Here is a 14,626-nt window from a genome sequence, read left to right on the forward strand (position 1 = left end):
TCACATCTGTGGGTCAGAGCACGGTCTTTCGCCCCGGCGGCGAAACCCCGCTTGCTGCCCTGCTCCGCAGGGGTTTCGTTTCCTCCCCCGGCTGAAGCCGGGGGTATTCACGAAAGGACTCAGATGAAGACGCTGATCGTCTACGCCCACCCGGAGCCGAAGTCGCTCAACAGCTCGCTGAAGGACCTCGCGGTGTCCACCTTGGAGACCGCCGGGCACGAGGTACGGGTGAGCGATCTGTACGGGATGAACTGGAAGGCGGTCGTGGACGCCGCGGACTACGGCCCGAACGCCTCGAGTCCGCTGAAGGTCGCCCTGGACTCGGGCCGGGCCTTCGACGCCGGGACGCTCACCCCGGACGTCCGCGCCGAGCAGGAGAAGCTGCTGTGGGCCGACACGATCATCTTCCAGTTCCCGCTGTGGTGGTACACGATGCCCGCGATCCTCAAGGGCTGGGTGGACCGGGTGTTCACCTACCACTTCGCGTACGGCGTCGGCGAGCACAGCGCCACCAGCTACGGCGAGCGCTTCGGCGAAGGCACCCTCGAGGGCAGGAAGGCCCTGCTGTCGGTGACCGCCGGCGGCCCGGAGTCGCATTACGCCGCCCGCGGGATCAACGGCCCCATCGACGATCTGCTGTTCCCGATCCACCACGGCATCCTCTACTACCCGGGCATCGAGGTGCTCCCACCGTTCGTGCTGTACGGCGCCGACCGGATGACCGGCGCGGACTACCCGGACATCGCCAAGGCCTGGGAGCAGCGCCTGCTCACCCTGGAGTCGACCGAGCCGATCGCGTTCCGGCGGCAGAATTTCGGCGACTACGAGATCCCCTCGCTGCACCTCAGGGAGGGGCTGGAGCCCGCGGGCCGCACGGGTTTCGGGCTGCACGTGCGCGGCTGACCGCCCGCGATGGCGCGAGGGACAGGGGATGGCGCCGGGATGCCCTGAGTGCGCCGTAGGGCCACGCCCTGGTCGAGCGCGGCCCACCCGCCGGTTCAGGCGTGCAGGGTGGGCCGGTAGATGAGCTCCTGGATGTGCCCGTCGAGGGTCCGGTGCTCGATCAGTTCGAGGTCGAAGTCGGCCGCGCCCTGGAAGATCGGGTCCAGCCCGGTCCGACCGGTGATCACAGGGAAGAGCGTCACCTGGACGCGGTCGACGAGCCCTGCGGCCATCAGCGCCCGGTTCATCGACAGGCTGCCGTGCGAACGCAACGGCACCTCGGACTCCTCCTTGAGCCGGGCGACGACGTCGACGGCGTCGCCGCTCGCGACGGTCGCGTCCGGCCAGTCGAGAGGTCCTTCCAGCGTGGTCGACACCACCGTGGCCGGCAGGTTCCTCATCCGGGTGACCCATGGGTCACGCACGTCGGAGTCCGCGGTGCTCGCGGCCAGCATCTGGGCGAACGCCCGATAGGTGTTGGCCCCGAAGACCATCCGCTGCTCCTCGCGGTACAGGGCGAGGCGGTGGTTCAGAAGCTCGGGGCCCTGCTTGCCCCAGTAGCCGGTCCAGTCGCCGCCGGCGGCCCCGAAGCCGTCGAGGCTGGAAAAGACGTCGAAGGTGTAGGTGGCGGTCATGATGCTCTCCTCGCGTGCGGTTGATCGCGTGTCGGGGGTACTGACCGGCAGCCACGGCGAGACTCATCGGTCCCGGCTGTGAGGTCTGCGATGGCTCGTTGATATCCCGTGGTGGGTCATGGTGGAACGCTCATAGGCTTCGCAGGTGTCCGAAGCCCTGACCACGGAACGCGTCGGTGAGTTGTTCGACGAGCTGCTGCCCGGGCACGGCCCGGTGCGTGGCGTCTCGCGGTTCGCCGAGGGCTCGGTCACCGGCGCGTACCGCATCGAGTTCGCCCGCGCCGACTCGGGACCGGCCGTTCTGAAGATCTACGGGGCCGACGGCCTGCCGTACGCGGCCAAGGAAGCGCGGGCCCTGCGATTCCTGACCGACCACGGCATCGACGTCTCGCCGCGCGTACTGGCGTTCAGCAGGTCCGCCCCGGCGCTCGACGGCCGCCCGTGCGTCGTCTCCTCGCTGCGCCCGGGCCGCACACTCACGGCACTCGGCGAGGAGCTCACCCCTGCGCAGCGCCACGAGGTCTACCGGCAGCTGGGCCAGGTGCTCGGGCGCCTGCACGCCGTGCCCGCCCACGGTTGTGGCTACGTCAACGGCGAGATCCGCGACCCACTGCCGGACAACCGCGCGCACATGGCCCGCACCTTCGAACGCGAGCTGCGCCGGTTCCGTCACCACGGCGGCGACCCGGCCCTGGCCGACCGGCTCGCCGCGCATGTCGCCGAGCTCGCCTCGGCGTTCGCCGCATGCCCCCGGCCCGCCTACTGCCACGGCGACGTGCACGAGCCCAACCTCCTGGTACAGCTCGCCCACGACGGCACCTGCTCGCTGACCGGCCTGCTCGACCCGGCCAACCTGCACGCGGCAGACCCGCTGATGGACTTCGTGCGCCTGGACGCGTTCTCCATGCACGGGGACGCGACGAAAATCGCCGGGCTGTTGTCCGGGTACGGCGTGTCCGCAGCCGGACTACAGCCCGGCCAGTGGCCAAAGGCCTGGCGCTCACGCCTGCCGCTCTACCGCATCGCGCTCGCCCTCGAGCTGTACAACTGGTTCACGATCACCGGTCGGACACCCCACCTGCCCGCCCTCGACCGTGACTTGCGCCGCCTCCTGGGCGAGCCTGACCCATGACCGACGAGCCCGCCGGGCACCCTTGGTTCACGACCGGTGAGGGGAGAGAGCGACGTGGCCGACTACGCACTGACCCTCAACGACTCGGAAGTCGAGCGCTACCGGATCATGGCGGATGCCGCGGAGCGGCGGGAGCGTGAGCTGTGGGCCGCCGCCGGGGCGGTCCCCGGTGCGCGGATCGCCGACGTGGGCTGCGGGCCCGGTGCGATCGCGGTTCGGCCGGCGGGCATCGCCGCTCCGGACGGCGCCGTATGGGCCGTCGACCGGGACGGCGACGCGCTGGCCGTGGCCTCGGCGCTCGCCGCACGCTCCGGCGTACCGGTGCACACCTGCGTCGGTCCGGCCGACGCCACCGGGCTGGACCCCGGCACCTTCGACCTGGTGATGCTCCGGCACGTCCTGGCCCACAACGGCGGCCGTGAACAGGCGATCGTCGACCACCTCGGCGCCCTGGCCAGGCCTGACGGCGGCGCGGTGTACCTCGTCGACATCGACGCGAGCTCCTCCCGGCTGCGTGGCGCCGGTCCCGTGTTCGACGAGATGGACGAGCGCTACCGCGAACTGCACCGCCGCCGCGGCAACGACCTGACCGTCGGCACCCGGCTCGACGAACTGCTCACGGCGGCCGGCCTGGAGATCGTCGCCTTCGAGGGCCACATCACCGTCCTCACACCGCCGCCGGGCATGCGCGGCCCCGTCTGGGCCGCCCGCGACGCGCTGATCGCCGAGGGCCTCGCGACCCCCGACGACATCGCCCGCTGGGACGGCGCCTTCCAGCGCGCCGAGCACGCCCGCAGCGGAGTCCGCTTCTTCGCCGCCAACTTCGTCGCCGTCGGCCGACGCACCTGACACCGGTACTGCCCGGCGTGAACTTCTGCGCCCTGGTGCTGCGGTTCATGTCGCAGCCGCCGCTCGCGGAGTCGTTGGCGTGGTAGACCATCCAGTTCTCGGTCCAGTCGGGCGACGTGAAGAAGCCGTTGTGGCCGGGCCGTACACGCCGTTGGCGTCGGACTGCTGGGAGACCGGGTTCGGCGACTTCACCCAGGACGAGGAGCTGAGCGGGTCACCGCCGTTGTAGGTGAGCATCCCCAACCTGTAGTCGGGCGTGGAGCAGTGGCCGGCGGAGTAGACGATGAACGTCCTGCCGCCGTGCTGGAGCACCTCGGGGCCCTCGTTCCCTGTGCCGCCCACCGTCTCCCAGCCGTACGTCGCACTGGGCCGCGTTCTCCTCCCGGCGGTGCGACCGGGCCTGATCACGGTGGGGCTGTTCGCGTTCCTCGCGGCCTGGAACGACTTCATCGCGCCGCTGATCCTCATCTCGGACAGTGAGAAGGCGCCCCTGCCGCTGGCCGTCGCCAACCTGCCGCAACTCATTTGCCCGCCGCACCGGCTGACCCGCGCGACGCCGCCCGGCCGTACCAACCGGTCGACCGAGCCGAGGCTCCCGCCGTCGAAAGCACGGGGATCGCCCTGATCCCGTACCACTCATGGGCGAACCGCGGGCCCTCGACGATGGCGCGTATGGCTGCCGACCACCTGACGTGGGCGGGCCTCATACGCCGACGGGTGAGAGGAGCGCCGTGACCAAGGCAGCGGCATCCGCGCCCTGGTGCAGGAGGGTGTCGGCGGCGATGACCCGCAGACCCTGCTTCGCCACGGCAGGCAGCCGCTCCACGTCCGCCCGGTCGAGGACGAAGGACGAGGCCACGTCCGCATAGAAGGCCGCGACGCCGACGGGGTTCGGGGCGAACCCGGCGGCGGCCAGCAGGCGGGCGCGGCTGCGCGCCCGGGTGCTCTCGCCGGAGTCCGTGATCGGTACCGACTCGACGATCGGGGTGACCACGACCGTCCTGTCGCGAGCGGCCGTCAGCGCCTCACGCACCCCGGTGAGGTGAAGGATCGGCCCCAGGCTCGCGACCGGGTTGCTCGGACCGATGACGACGAGATCGGCCGCGGCGAGGTGTGCGAGGAGTCCGGTGGTCGGTTGGGCGAGGGCCGGGCCCTGGAGGTACGGGCGCGCGACCCGGGGAACTGCCTGCTCGCGTACGAGGAATTCCTGGTAGTGCAGGTCCCTTCCGTCGGCCGTCACCACGCGGGTCGTGATCTCGGCGTCGGTCGCCGGAAGGATCCGGCAGCCGATCCCGAAGCCGCGCGCGAGGTCCGTGGTGATCTCGCTGAGGAGGTGGCCCTCGCGGAGCCGCCCGGTGCGGTGCAGGTGCACGGCCAGGTCGCGGTCGCCGAGGTTGAACCACTGGGGGCCTGCGATGCCGCCCAGCGTTTCCATGCAGCGCCAGGTCTCGTCCCGTACGCCCCAGCCGCGTTCGGCGTCCTGCCGTCCGGACAGGGCGTAGAGCACGGTGTCGAGGTCGGGGCAGACCCGCAGGCCATGGAGCCATAGGTCCTCGCCGGTGTTCACGGCGAGGGTCAGGTCGAGGTCGCCGCCCAGGGCGAGAAGCGCCTTCCAGAGCCTGGAGGCACCGATGCCGCCGCCCAGGCCGACGACCTTCAGGGGGCTCATGCCGGCACGTCCAGGCTGTAGCCCACGCCGCGGATCGTACGGATCATGCGTGGTCCGCCCGCGGCTTCCAACTTGCCGCGCACCCGGTGGACGTGCTCGGTGACGGTCGCTTCGCCCAGCCATTCGGCCGACTTCCAGATGTGGTGCAGCAGTTGGTGCCGGGTGAACACCTGGCGCGGGTGTGTCGCGAAGAACGCGAGCAGGTCGAACTCCTTGGCCGTGAGCTCGACCCCGGCGCCTCCCACCCGTACCTCGTGCGTGGCGGGCTCGATCCGTAGCGGCCCGACGACGATGAGGCCGACGGGGTCCGGCGCCGTCCGGCGCAGCACGGAGCGGACCCGTGCGGCCAGTTCGGCCGGGGAGAACGGTTTGACGAGGTAGTCGTCGGCGCCCAGATCGAGGCCGATGATCCGGTCGGTCTCGCCGTTGCGGCCCGACAGGATGATGACGGGCAGGTCCTCGGCGGCCCCCGCCCGTCCGGTGCGCACCGCCCGCAGCACGTCCAGACCTCCCACCTCGGGCAACGACAGATCGAGGACGACGAGCGCCGGCGCCTCGCCCGCTATCCGCTCCAACGCGGCACGCCCGTCGGTCACCTCGACCACCTCGTACCCGGCGTCGTTCAACTGCCGGCGCACCAGGGACCGTATGCGCGGATCGTCATCGACGACGAGGATGCGGGTCACGGGAAACAGCTAGCACAGGGCGCTACCCGGGGCAATATCCCTGAATTGCAAAAGCGTGCGGAGCGGCGGCCATTGAGGAAGCGTTGAGAAAGGGTTGAACCCGCCGTGATGTACGGGTCGCAGCATTGCATCCGTGGTATTCATCGCTCCGGCCCGTGGCGCCGACACCGTCTCCGGTGTCCTCTCCTCCCAGGCGTCCATCCGTGGGGACGCTCCCTTTCTCGTCTTCGAACGCGAACCCGGGCTCGTCGACACGACGAGTTGGGCCGAACAGGACGCGCGCGCCCGGCAGACCGCCACCGCCTTGGCGGAGCTGGGAATTTCGGCCGGCACCCGATTTGGCGTGCACCTCGGCAACTGCCCGGAGTTCTACGACATCTGGTTCGCCGCCGCCTACCTCGGCGCGGTGATCGTGCCGACCAACCCGCTCTCCACGGCGGCGGAACTGCGTTACCTGCTGCGCCATTCCGGCTGCCGGACCGTGCTGACCCAACCGGGCCTCGTGGCCACCGTGCGGGAGGCGGGCGCAGCGCAGGTCGTCGACGTCACCACCGACTGGACCAGCGGTGTGCGCCGCTTTTCGGGCCCGCCGAACCCCGCTCCTGGCGATGTGCTCGGCGTGCTCTACACGTCGGGCACCACCAGCCGGCCCAAGGGCGTGCAGATCACCCACGCCGCCTACCTCGCCGTCGGTGACGCGGTCGCGGGTCACGTACGGCTGCGCCCCGACGACCGCTTCCTCGTGGTGCTGCCGCTCTTCCACGGGAATGCGCAGTACTACTGCTCGATGTCGGTGCTCGTCACGGGCGCGTCCATCGCGCTCACCCCTCGATTCAGCGCCGGCCGGTGGTCGGAACAGGCCGCGCAGCTCGAGGCGACACTCGCCAGCCTCTTCGCCGCGCCGATCCGGATGATCCTGGCAAAGGCGGGAAATTCCGGGGGAGATGCTCCTGGGCCCGGCGCCGGTCATTCCCTGCGGGCGACATTGTTCGCGCAGAATGTGTCACCGGACCAGGCCGCCGAATTCGAGCGCCGTTACCGGACGCCGCTCGTGCAGCTCTACGGAATGACGGAAACCGTGATTCCGCCGACCGTCAACCCGCTGTACGGGCCGCGGAATCCGCTCAGCATCGGCCGGCCTCTTCCCGGTGCGCGACTGCGGATCGTGGATTCCGACGGAGCCGACGTCACCCCCGGGCAGCCCGGCCGGCTCCTGGTCGGCGGGGTGCCCGGGCTGACGCTGATGAGTGGCTACCTCGACGATCCGGAGGCGACCGCCGCCGCGCTCGTCGACGGCTGGCTGGACACCGGTGATGTCGTGCGCGCCGATGCCGACGGGTTCCTCTACTTCGTCGACCGGGCCAAGGACATGATCAAGCGCTCCGGCGAGAACGTCGCCTGCGGTGAGATCGAGCGCGTCGTCGACCGGTTCGAGGGCGTGCTGGAGTCGGCCGCGGTCGGGGTTCCCGACGCGATGCTCGACGAGGCCATCCATGTCTACGTCGTTCCTCGGCCGGACGCGCACGTCGACCCCGCCGAGGTGATCGCCCACTGCCGGGGCGAGTTGGCGAAGTTCAAGGTCCCCGATGCCGTGCACATCGTCTCGGAGCTCCCCCGCACCTCCGTGGGGAAGATCCAGAAGCACCTCCTGCGCCGCCCCGCGTCGCAGGCCCGATGAGATGGAGGCACCATGACAGCAGTGCAGCCCGAAAAGGCGGCGGGGTTGCCGTCGTCCCTGGGCCTGACGTTCAAGGAGGCCGTCGGCCGGCGCCGCTCGATCCGCTACTACAAGCCCTGGCAGCCGGTCGAACGCGAGAAGATCCAGAAGATCCTGGAGGCGGCCCGGCTCCAGTCCTGCCACGGCAACGCGGGCCAGATCCGCAAGGCGGTCGTCGTGCACCGCGACGAGACCGACGAGGACGTCTTCGCCGGACTCGTCGACGCGCTCTACAACCAGCCCCAGGCCTCGCAGGCACCGGTCCACATCTACTGGACGATCGACATGACCGGCTGGGAGCACCTGCGCGACAACCTGATGGGCCTGATCGACGCCGGTGCGCTGACGTCGAGTTACGGCTGGAGCGAGCAGTTCATCGACGAAATCGTCCTGAAGACACCGGACTTCAACGTCATGGCCGGCGAACGGCGCTTCGCCGAGTGGCTGTCCGCCATCGAGACGGGCATGGCCATCGGGGCCGCCCTGCTCGCCGCCCAGGACGAGGGCCTGGGCACCCAGCTGCTGACCGGGAAGCGGCAGCAGATGGCCGAACTGCTCGGCATCCCCGACACGGCCACGGTCGCCCAGATCCAGATACTCGGCTACGCGGCCGAGGGCACCGAGGCGGGCGGGCAGCGGCCCCGACCCGACTTCGAGGAGCTCTACTTCGACGGCCGCTGGGGCAACTCCCTGCAGCGCGACCCGGAAGTCGTCGCCGAGCTGATCGAGGACGGAATGATCCAGGAGCAGGCCCCCCTCCCGTACCGGCGCAGGGAAGTCCGGGCGCTCGCGGCGATGTTCGGTCTCCCGGACTGATCGAAGGGGTCGCATGGTGCCCAGTCCCGACTTCGTCGCGCACCGATCGGTCCGGCGGTACGCCGCCACACTCGCCGACCTCACCCCCCGGGAGCGCGACGAACGGCTGGACCTGCTGCAGTCGTTCGCCGCGTACGTGGACCGTGACCCGGACACGATGATCGAGGAGATCTTCGACGAGGAGACCCGCAAGTACCGCAAACGCGGCTTCTACACCGACGAGGCCAAGGCCTTCGCCGCGAGCTTCGGCGATTCCCCCAACGCCCGGTTGCGGCGCAGCAATGTCATCCGGGCGTTCTTCATCGCCAACGGGCGCCGTCTGCTGACCGAGCGACCGGCCTGGATGAGCTGATCACGACACGAGGGAGCGGGAAGGACACCATGGACGACCTCGCGCAACGCGATACGGCCGAACTCGTGGCCGCGGCAGGGCGCCTGCGCGACGACGCCTTCGGCAGCCGTATCACGTACTCGCCCAAGGTGTTCGTCCCGCTGACCCGGCTCTGCCGCGACCGCTGCGGCTACTGCACCTACGCGACCGCACCACGAGCCCTGACCACCGCCTACCTGTCGCCGCAGGAGGTGCTGCAGATCGCGTCCCGGGGAGCCGAAGCCGGCTGCCACGAGGCGCTGTTCACGCTCGGGGAGAACCCGGAGGCTCGCTACCCGCAGGCGCGGGAGTGGCTGGCGGAGCACGGCTACGCCTCGACCGTGGACTACCTCGCGGCGATGTGCGAGCTGGTCCTCACACACACGGGGCTGCTGCCGCACACCAATGCCGGAGCGCTTGCGGCAGCCGAACTCGCGGCTCTGCGACGGGTGTCGGTCTCCCAGGGGATGATGATCGAGTCGTTGCGTTCCGACCTGCCGGCCCATCGCGGCGCACCGGACAAGGCGCCGGCCCGCCGGCTGGAGACCCTCGAAGAAGCCGGCCGGCAGCGCATCCCGTTCACGACCGGCATCCTCGTCGGCATCGGGGAGAGCGAGCCGGACCGGATCGCCGCACTGCGCGCCATCGCCGCCGCGCACGCCCGGCACGGCCATGTGCAGGAGGTCATCGTCCAGAACTTCCTGCCCAAGCCGCACACCGCGATGCGCGACGCCCCGGCCTGCCCGCACGAAGATCACGTCCGGGCGATCGCGCTGGCGCGGCTCGTCCTCCCGGCGGACGTCCACGTCCAGGCACCGCCGAACCTTTCCGACCCCGAGCGGCTCGGCGCGCTGATCGCCGCGGGCATCGACGACTGGGGCGGGGTGTCGCCGGTGACGGCCGACCACGTGAATCCGGAACGCCCCTGGCCGGCGCTGCGAATACTCCGGGCGGCCACGGAGCTGACGGGCCACGTCCTGGCCCCGCGGCTGCCGGTCCATCCCGAGTTCGCCCGCACCGCCGACCGCTGGCTCGACGAACGGCTGCGCTTCCCGGTGCTCGACCGCTGCGATGCCGAATCACTGGGCCGCGACGATCCCGGCGCGCACTGGCCCGAACGGTACGAGGCCGCCGGGAACGTCGGCACCGGTGCGGAGGTCGTCCAGATCGGCCGCCGCTCCACGGCCTGGTACTCCGGCGCGGGCGCCGACCCGGTGGTCCTGCTGCCGGGGCGGGCAGCCGCCTCGGGAGCGGTCCGTGAGGTGCTGGACGGGGTGTCGGCGGGCCAGGAGACCGGATACGACGAGCTGTTGACGTTGTTCGCGGCTCGCGGCCCGGAGGTCGCCGCGGTGGCGGAGGCCGCCGACCGGATCCGCCGCGAACAGGTCGGCGAGGACGTCACCTTCGTGGCCAACCGCAACATCAACTACACGAACGTGTGCACCTTCAGGTGCAGCTTCTGCGGCTTCTCCAAGGGCCCGCTGTCGCTGAACCTGCGCGGCACGCCGTACCTCCTGACGATCGACGAGGTGGTCGCCCGAGCGGGGGAGGCCTGGGAGCTCGGCGCCACCGAGGTGTGCCTGCAGGGCGGGATCCATCCGAAGTTCGACGGCGACTTCTACGTCACTGTCGCCGGGGCGATCCACGAAGCGCTGCCGGACCTGCACATCCATGGGTTCACCGCGCTCGAGGTGCGGGAGGGCGCCCGGCGGCTGGGCGAGTCTCTGGAGGACTATCTGCGCAGGCTCCGGGCGGTCGGGCTGAGGTCCCTGCCGGGAACCGCCGCGGAGATCCTCGACGACGACATCCGTGCCGTGCTGTGCCCCGACAAGCTGACCACCGAGGAGTGGCTGGAGGTGCATCGCACCGCGCACCGGACCGGCCTGCGCAGCAACGTCACCATCATGTTCGGGTCGGTCGAGCGCCCCGAGCACTGGGTACGCCACCTGCTGCGCACGCGCGCGTTGCAGCGCGAGACCGACGGGTTCACCGAGTTCGTGGCACTGCCGTTCGTGCACATGGCCGCACCCGTCTATCTCAAGCGGGCGGCACGCAGGGGCCCCACCTGGCGCGAGGCGTTGCTGATGCACGCCGTTGCCCGCATCGCCTACCGCGACGACATTCCCAACATCCAGGCGTCCTGGGTGAAGTTGGGGCCGGTCGGCGTCCGCCAGTTGCTCGCCGCCGGTGTCAACGACCTCGGCGGGACCCTGATGGACGAGAACATCAGCCGTGCGGCGGGCGCCACCCACGGCCAGGGGCTCAGGCCCGCCGACTTCGCGGCCATCGCCGCGGCCGTCGGCCGACCGGTGCGGCAGCGCACCACCTTGTACGGCCAGGTGTCGCGGACACAGGTGTCGGCGCTCGGAGAGGCCCGGTGACGGGCATCCGTACTACGGATGCTGACCGACGAACTCGATCCCGAATGCGCTCATCCGCCGATACAGCGTGGCGCGGCTGATCCCGAGCGCGGCAGCGGCCCTGACCCGGTTGCCCTTGGTCTCCCACAGGGTTTTGACGATCAGGTCGCGTTCGGCGGCCTCCAGCCGGGACAGCCGTCGCCTGCTGGTGCCCGACACGAAGCTCATCGGCAGGTCCCCGGCGTCGATGTCGCCGACCGGGCGCCGTCTGAGCGCGGCGCGCAGCACGGACCGGAGTTCGGTGACGTTGCCGGGCCAGTGCCCGCCGGCGAGCAGCCGGGCCGTCTCGGTCGAGCAGCGCACACGGCGGCCCGGTGCGAGCGTGCGCAGCAAGGCCTCGGCCAGCGTGCCCAGGTCTCCGGGGCGGTGGCGCAGCGGCGGCACGGTGATCGACGCGTCGAACACGTCGAGTACGTCGTACACGGGAGCGGAGTCCTCCACCGTCGTGGCGGTGACCATGCCGACGAGCCAGAGGTCCGCGGAGGCCTCCGCAAGCCCGGCCCGGATCGCGGCCACGGTGGCCGGGTCGGCGCATTCCAGGTGACGCAGGACGACCGTGCCGCCCGAGTCGGACAGCGCCGTCCGAAGCGCTTCCCGCGAGGTCGCCGGATCCTCCGCGCAGTCCAGCAGCATGAACCGCCGCAGCGGGCGCTGCTCGAGATGGGCGGCGCGCACGACGGCGTACTTGCCGACCCCGGGCTCGCCCAGGACCAGCGTGGACGTCCCCTGGGCTGCTGCCCGGCGCAACGTGCCGCAGACGCCGAGCCAGATCGGGTCGGTGCCGGCCAGGCCGGCGAAGGGGCGCTCCGTGGCGACCGCCGTGCCCTCGCCCTTCCGCGCCGGCCGGGGGAAGCTCACCTCCAGCACCACGCCGAGCGCTCGTCTTCCGGCCCGTACGGGAACGGAGTTGAGCCTGGTCTCGCCGATGCTGAGCAGCAGTCGTCCCTCGCCGCGCGCGCCGCGGGCGAGGTCCGCGGCGATGTGCTCGATGTGCTCCCGGTCCGCGGCGGGCAGCCGGATCGCCGCGGAGTTCGCCATCACGAACTCGCCGGAGACGGCCAGCACCGGGTTGGCCGAGCGTGCGCAGGTGGCCTGGAACTCCGCCAGGAGAGCCCTGGGGCCGGCACACACCCGCTCGAGGAGCAGCCGCTCGACGTCGTGGGCGGCCTGCCCCGCCAGCACCCGCATGAGCTCGGTGGCGTCCGCGGCACGGCAGGTGATGTCGATGATCCCCTCGAGCCTGCCCGTCAGCGGGTGGTGGATCGGAGCGCCCGCGCAGGCGAACGGCCGCAGGGGATCGGTGAAGTGCTCGGCGCCGACCACGAGGGTGGCCGAACGGCTCTCCAGCGTCGTCCCGACCCCGTTGGTCCCCGCGTGCTGCTCGGCGTAACTGAAGCCCGGCGCGAACGAGATCCGGTCGAGCCGGCACCGCAGATCGCTCTCCCCGACCCTGCGGTCCAGCAGCCGGCCGTGCGCGTCGGTGAGCACGACGCCCACCGCCATCCCCGACAGCTGCTCCTGCAGCCGTTCCAGCACGGGCGCGGCGCAGGTCGCGAGGGAACCCTCGAAGTCGAGATCCGGCTCGTAGGGGATGTCGAACCGCTCGGCGGGGACACCGGCCGTCAGGGACCGGCGCCAGGAGGCGAGGATCTGCGTGCGCACGGAGGCGCCGGGGCTGTCGCCGCTGAGGAACCGCTCACGGGCGTGCTCGACGTGGGCACGTTCCATCTCACCACCACCTTGCGGTGCGGGCCGCGTTGCAGGAGGAGCAAGTCAACGATACGGCGCAGTGGTGTTTCCGGAAGAAGCGAACTGTCTCAATCTGGAACAGCCATGGCGGGATCCGTCCCGTGTCCTTGTTCCATGACTTCGATGACGCAATCCACTGCGGATGTACGGCCGTTGCTGCACGAGATGGCCAATGAGTTCGGCGTCCTGTACGGCACCGCGGAACTGTTCGCGGTGTCGCCCGGACTGTCCGAGCAGCAGCGTCACGACGCGAACGTCATGCTGGACGCCCTGCGCAGACTGGCGGAGTTGCTCGCGTCCGACGGCGCCGAGGCGAACCCGTACCGGCTGACGGCCGAGTTGGCGCACGAGCTGCGGACACCCCTGCAGGCCGTCATCGGATTCGCCGAGATGCTGCAGGCGGGCGAGGCGCGGGACGACTGTCTGCGCGGTGTGGTGACCGCCGGGCGGCACATGGCCGGACTGCTGGACGACGCGATCGTGGGTCGTGCGGGGCAGACCAGGACGTCGGTGGGCGCGGCGGTGGCACAGGCGGTTCTGCTGGCCTCGCCGCTGGCCCGGGCGGCAGACGTCCGCCTGGTGGCGATCCGGCGCACGGCACAGGATCTGGTCGGTGCCGATCCGCTCCGGTTGCGGCAGGCGGTGCTCAACCTCCTCACCAACGCCGTGGCCTGCAGTCGGCCGGAGGGCGAAGTGAACGTCGTGGTGAGCAGGCGGGCGGGCACCGTGACCATCGCCTGTCACGACTGCGGGCCGGGTCTGACCGCCGACGAGATCACGGAGTTGCTGAACCTGCGCCGTGGCGACCGGGCGCACGGCCTGGGCCTGGTGATCACCCGTGAACTCGTCGGCGGAATGGGCGGAGCCCTGGGCATCCGGAGCGTCCCGGGCCGCGGTTCGTGCTTCTCGATCGATCTTCCGGCGCTGTCACAGGGCCGGGACTAGCGCCCCCGATGGCCCGGATCCTCGTCGTGGAGGACGACGATCGGCTACGTGAGCTGCTGGAACGCCAGCTGGTGAGGCTCGGGCACCACGTGCTCGCCGTCGCGGACGTGGCCACGGCGCTGGGGCGCGGCCGGGCGGGGGAGTTGGCCGTCGTGCACCTCGGAGTGCCCGGCGGCGGATGGGACCGCCTGGGGGTTCCCGTCGTGGGGACCTCGGGCGGGCCGCGGCATGCCCCGGTGCCGCCCGGTGTCGTAGAGCTGCTCCACAAGCCGTACACGCTCGCGGAGTTGGACGAGGTCATCGGCCGGCACACGCGATAGGGGGCGCGGTGTGCCGGCCGATGGGCCGGGGAGCAGCGGTCAGAAGGGGTTCTTGCTCCCCATGGGCGCGGCCGCGGGGGCTGCCTCCATCACCGTGATGGCGACGATAGTGATTCCCTCCAGACGTGCCTGTTTCGCGTTCTCCTGCGGGATCTTCCGGCCGTCGAGGGCGATCCTGATCCAGCGGCCCGGATCGCCGGTTTCGGTGGACAGCCTCCACATCAGCTCGGGATGAGCGTCGGCCAGCCGTGCCCACAGCTCGCCCACGGTCGTGCCCTCGCCGTCGACGACCCGCTGCCCTCCGGTGCACCAGGCCATGCCGTGCGGTACCTGTACTTTGACCGTCATCTTCACTCCCCGGATGGTCGGATCCTGG

The 14,626-nt window shown here is 70.9% G+C and carries 15 protein-coding genes and 1 pseudogene; 10 read left to right on the forward strand and 6 right to left on the reverse strand.

The window, feature by feature from the left end:
- Positions 1 to 123: 123 nt before the first annotated feature.
- Positions 124 to 903, forward strand: a complete 780-nt coding sequence (locus ABZ880_RS29655; protein WP_361268654.1) for an NAD(P)H-dependent oxidoreductase — start codon at positions 124 to 126, stop codon at positions 901 to 903.
- A 95-nt stretch (positions 904 to 998) separates the two neighbouring features.
- Here ABZ880_RS29655 and ABZ880_RS29660 read toward each other — a convergent pair whose 3' ends face one another.
- Complete coding sequence (locus tag ABZ880_RS29660) at positions 999 to 1,577, reverse strand: dihydrofolate reductase family protein (RefSeq protein WP_361268656.1); 579 nt, start codon at positions 1,575 to 1,577, stop codon at positions 999 to 1,001.
- Positions 1,578 to 1,722: 145 nt separating this feature from the next.
- Here ABZ880_RS29660 and ABZ880_RS29665 point away from each other — a divergent pair, with 145 nt between their 5' ends.
- Positions 1,723 to 2,709, forward strand: a complete 987-nt coding sequence (locus ABZ880_RS29665) for an aminoglycoside phosphotransferase family protein (protein ID WP_361268659.1) — start codon at positions 1,723 to 1,725, stop codon at positions 2,707 to 2,709.
- A gap of 54 nt (positions 2,710 to 2,763) precedes the next feature.
- Complete coding sequence (locus ABZ880_RS29670) at positions 2,764 to 3,558, forward strand: methyltransferase domain-containing protein (protein WP_361268661.1); 795 nt, start codon at positions 2,764 to 2,766, stop codon at positions 3,556 to 3,558.
- Positions 3,559 to 3,574: 16 nt separating this feature from the next.
- On the opposite strand, the pseudogene ABZ880_RS29675 reads toward ABZ880_RS29670, so the two are convergent.
- Positions 3,575 to 3,924, reverse strand: a pseudogene (locus tag ABZ880_RS29675) (family 43 glycosylhydrolase); the annotation flags it as partial.
- Between ABZ880_RS29675 and ABZ880_RS29680 the strand changes: the two are divergent.
- The gene (locus tag ABZ880_RS29680; protein ID WP_361268987.1) at positions 3,842 to 4,183 is read left to right on the forward strand and encodes a hypothetical protein; all 342 of its coding nucleotides are present in this window, start codon (positions 3,842 to 3,844) and stop codon (positions 4,181 to 4,183) included. The pseudogene ABZ880_RS29675 and the gene ABZ880_RS29680 overlap by 83 nt on opposite strands.
- Positions 4,184 to 4,261: 78 nt before the next feature.
- Here ABZ880_RS29680 and ABZ880_RS29685 read toward each other — a convergent pair whose 3' ends face one another.
- A complete protein-coding gene (locus tag ABZ880_RS29685) occupies positions 4,262 to 5,227 on the reverse strand; it encodes a 2-phospho-L-lactate transferase CofD family protein (protein WP_361268664.1) in 966 nt (321 codons plus the stop codon).
- A complete protein-coding gene (locus tag ABZ880_RS29690) occupies positions 5,224 to 5,913 on the reverse strand; it encodes a response regulator transcription factor (RefSeq protein ID WP_361268667.1) in 690 nt (229 codons plus the stop codon). Before ABZ880_RS29690 ends, ABZ880_RS29685 begins: the two co-directional genes overlap by 4 nt.
- 133 nt (positions 5,914 to 6,046) lie before the next feature.
- Here ABZ880_RS29690 and ABZ880_RS29695 point away from each other — a divergent pair, with 133 nt between their 5' ends.
- From ABZ880_RS29695 to ABZ880_RS29710, 4 genes are read left to right on the forward strand one after another with little or no spacing between them, the layout of a single operon-like run.
- Positions 6,047 to 7,591 carry an AMP-binding protein gene (locus ABZ880_RS29695; protein WP_361268670.1) on the forward strand — a complete coding sequence of 515 codons (1,545 nt, stop codon included), beginning with the start codon at positions 6,047 to 6,049 and terminating at the stop codon, positions 7,589 to 7,591.
- A gap of 12 nt (positions 7,592 to 7,603) precedes the next feature.
- A complete protein-coding gene (locus ABZ880_RS29700) occupies positions 7,604 to 8,446 on the forward strand; it encodes a nitroreductase family protein (RefSeq protein WP_361268673.1) in 843 nt (280 codons plus the stop codon).
- Between the two features lie 13 nt (positions 8,447 to 8,459).
- On the forward strand, positions 8,460 to 8,798 hold the full coding sequence (locus ABZ880_RS29705; protein ID WP_361268675.1) for a hypothetical protein: 339 nt from the start codon (positions 8,460 to 8,462) through the stop codon (positions 8,796 to 8,798).
- A 29-nt stretch (positions 8,799 to 8,827) separates the two neighbouring features.
- Entirely contained in the window at positions 8,828 to 11,197 is a 2,370-nt protein-coding gene (locus tag ABZ880_RS29710) for a bifunctional FO biosynthesis protein CofGH (RefSeq protein ID WP_361268678.1), read from the forward strand.
- A 12-nt stretch (positions 11,198 to 11,209) separates the two neighbouring features.
- Here the strand turns inward: ABZ880_RS29710 and ABZ880_RS29715 are convergent, their stop codons facing one another.
- A complete protein-coding gene (locus ABZ880_RS29715; protein WP_361268681.1) occupies positions 11,210 to 12,964 on the reverse strand; it encodes a helix-turn-helix domain-containing protein in 1,755 nt (584 codons plus the stop codon).
- Between the two features lie 144 nt (positions 12,965 to 13,108).
- Here ABZ880_RS29715 and ABZ880_RS29720 point away from each other — a divergent pair, with 144 nt between their 5' ends.
- Both ABZ880_RS29720 and ABZ880_RS29725 read left to right on the forward strand, forming a co-directional pair.
- Positions 13,109 to 13,930 carry a HAMP domain-containing sensor histidine kinase gene (locus ABZ880_RS29720; RefSeq protein WP_361268683.1) on the forward strand — a complete coding sequence of 274 codons (822 nt, stop codon included), beginning with the start codon at positions 13,109 to 13,111 and terminating at the stop codon, positions 13,928 to 13,930.
- Between the two features lie 8 nt (positions 13,931 to 13,938).
- Entirely contained in the window at positions 13,939 to 14,250 is a 312-nt protein-coding gene (locus ABZ880_RS29725; protein WP_361268685.1) for a hypothetical protein, read from the forward strand.
- A gap of 39 nt (positions 14,251 to 14,289) precedes the next feature.
- Here ABZ880_RS29725 and ABZ880_RS29730 read toward each other — a convergent pair whose 3' ends face one another.
- Positions 14,290 to 14,598 (reverse strand): MoaD/ThiS family protein, encoded by a 309-nt coding sequence (locus tag ABZ880_RS29730; RefSeq protein ID WP_361268688.1) that lies wholly within the window; start codon positions 14,596 to 14,598, stop codon positions 14,290 to 14,292.
- Positions 14,599 to 14,626: the final 28 nt, after the last annotated feature.

Source organism: Streptomyces sp. NPDC047043 (genome assembly GCF_040644055.1).
Taxonomy (GTDB): domain Bacteria; phylum Actinomycetota; class Actinomycetes; order Streptomycetales; family Streptomycetaceae; genus Streptomyces.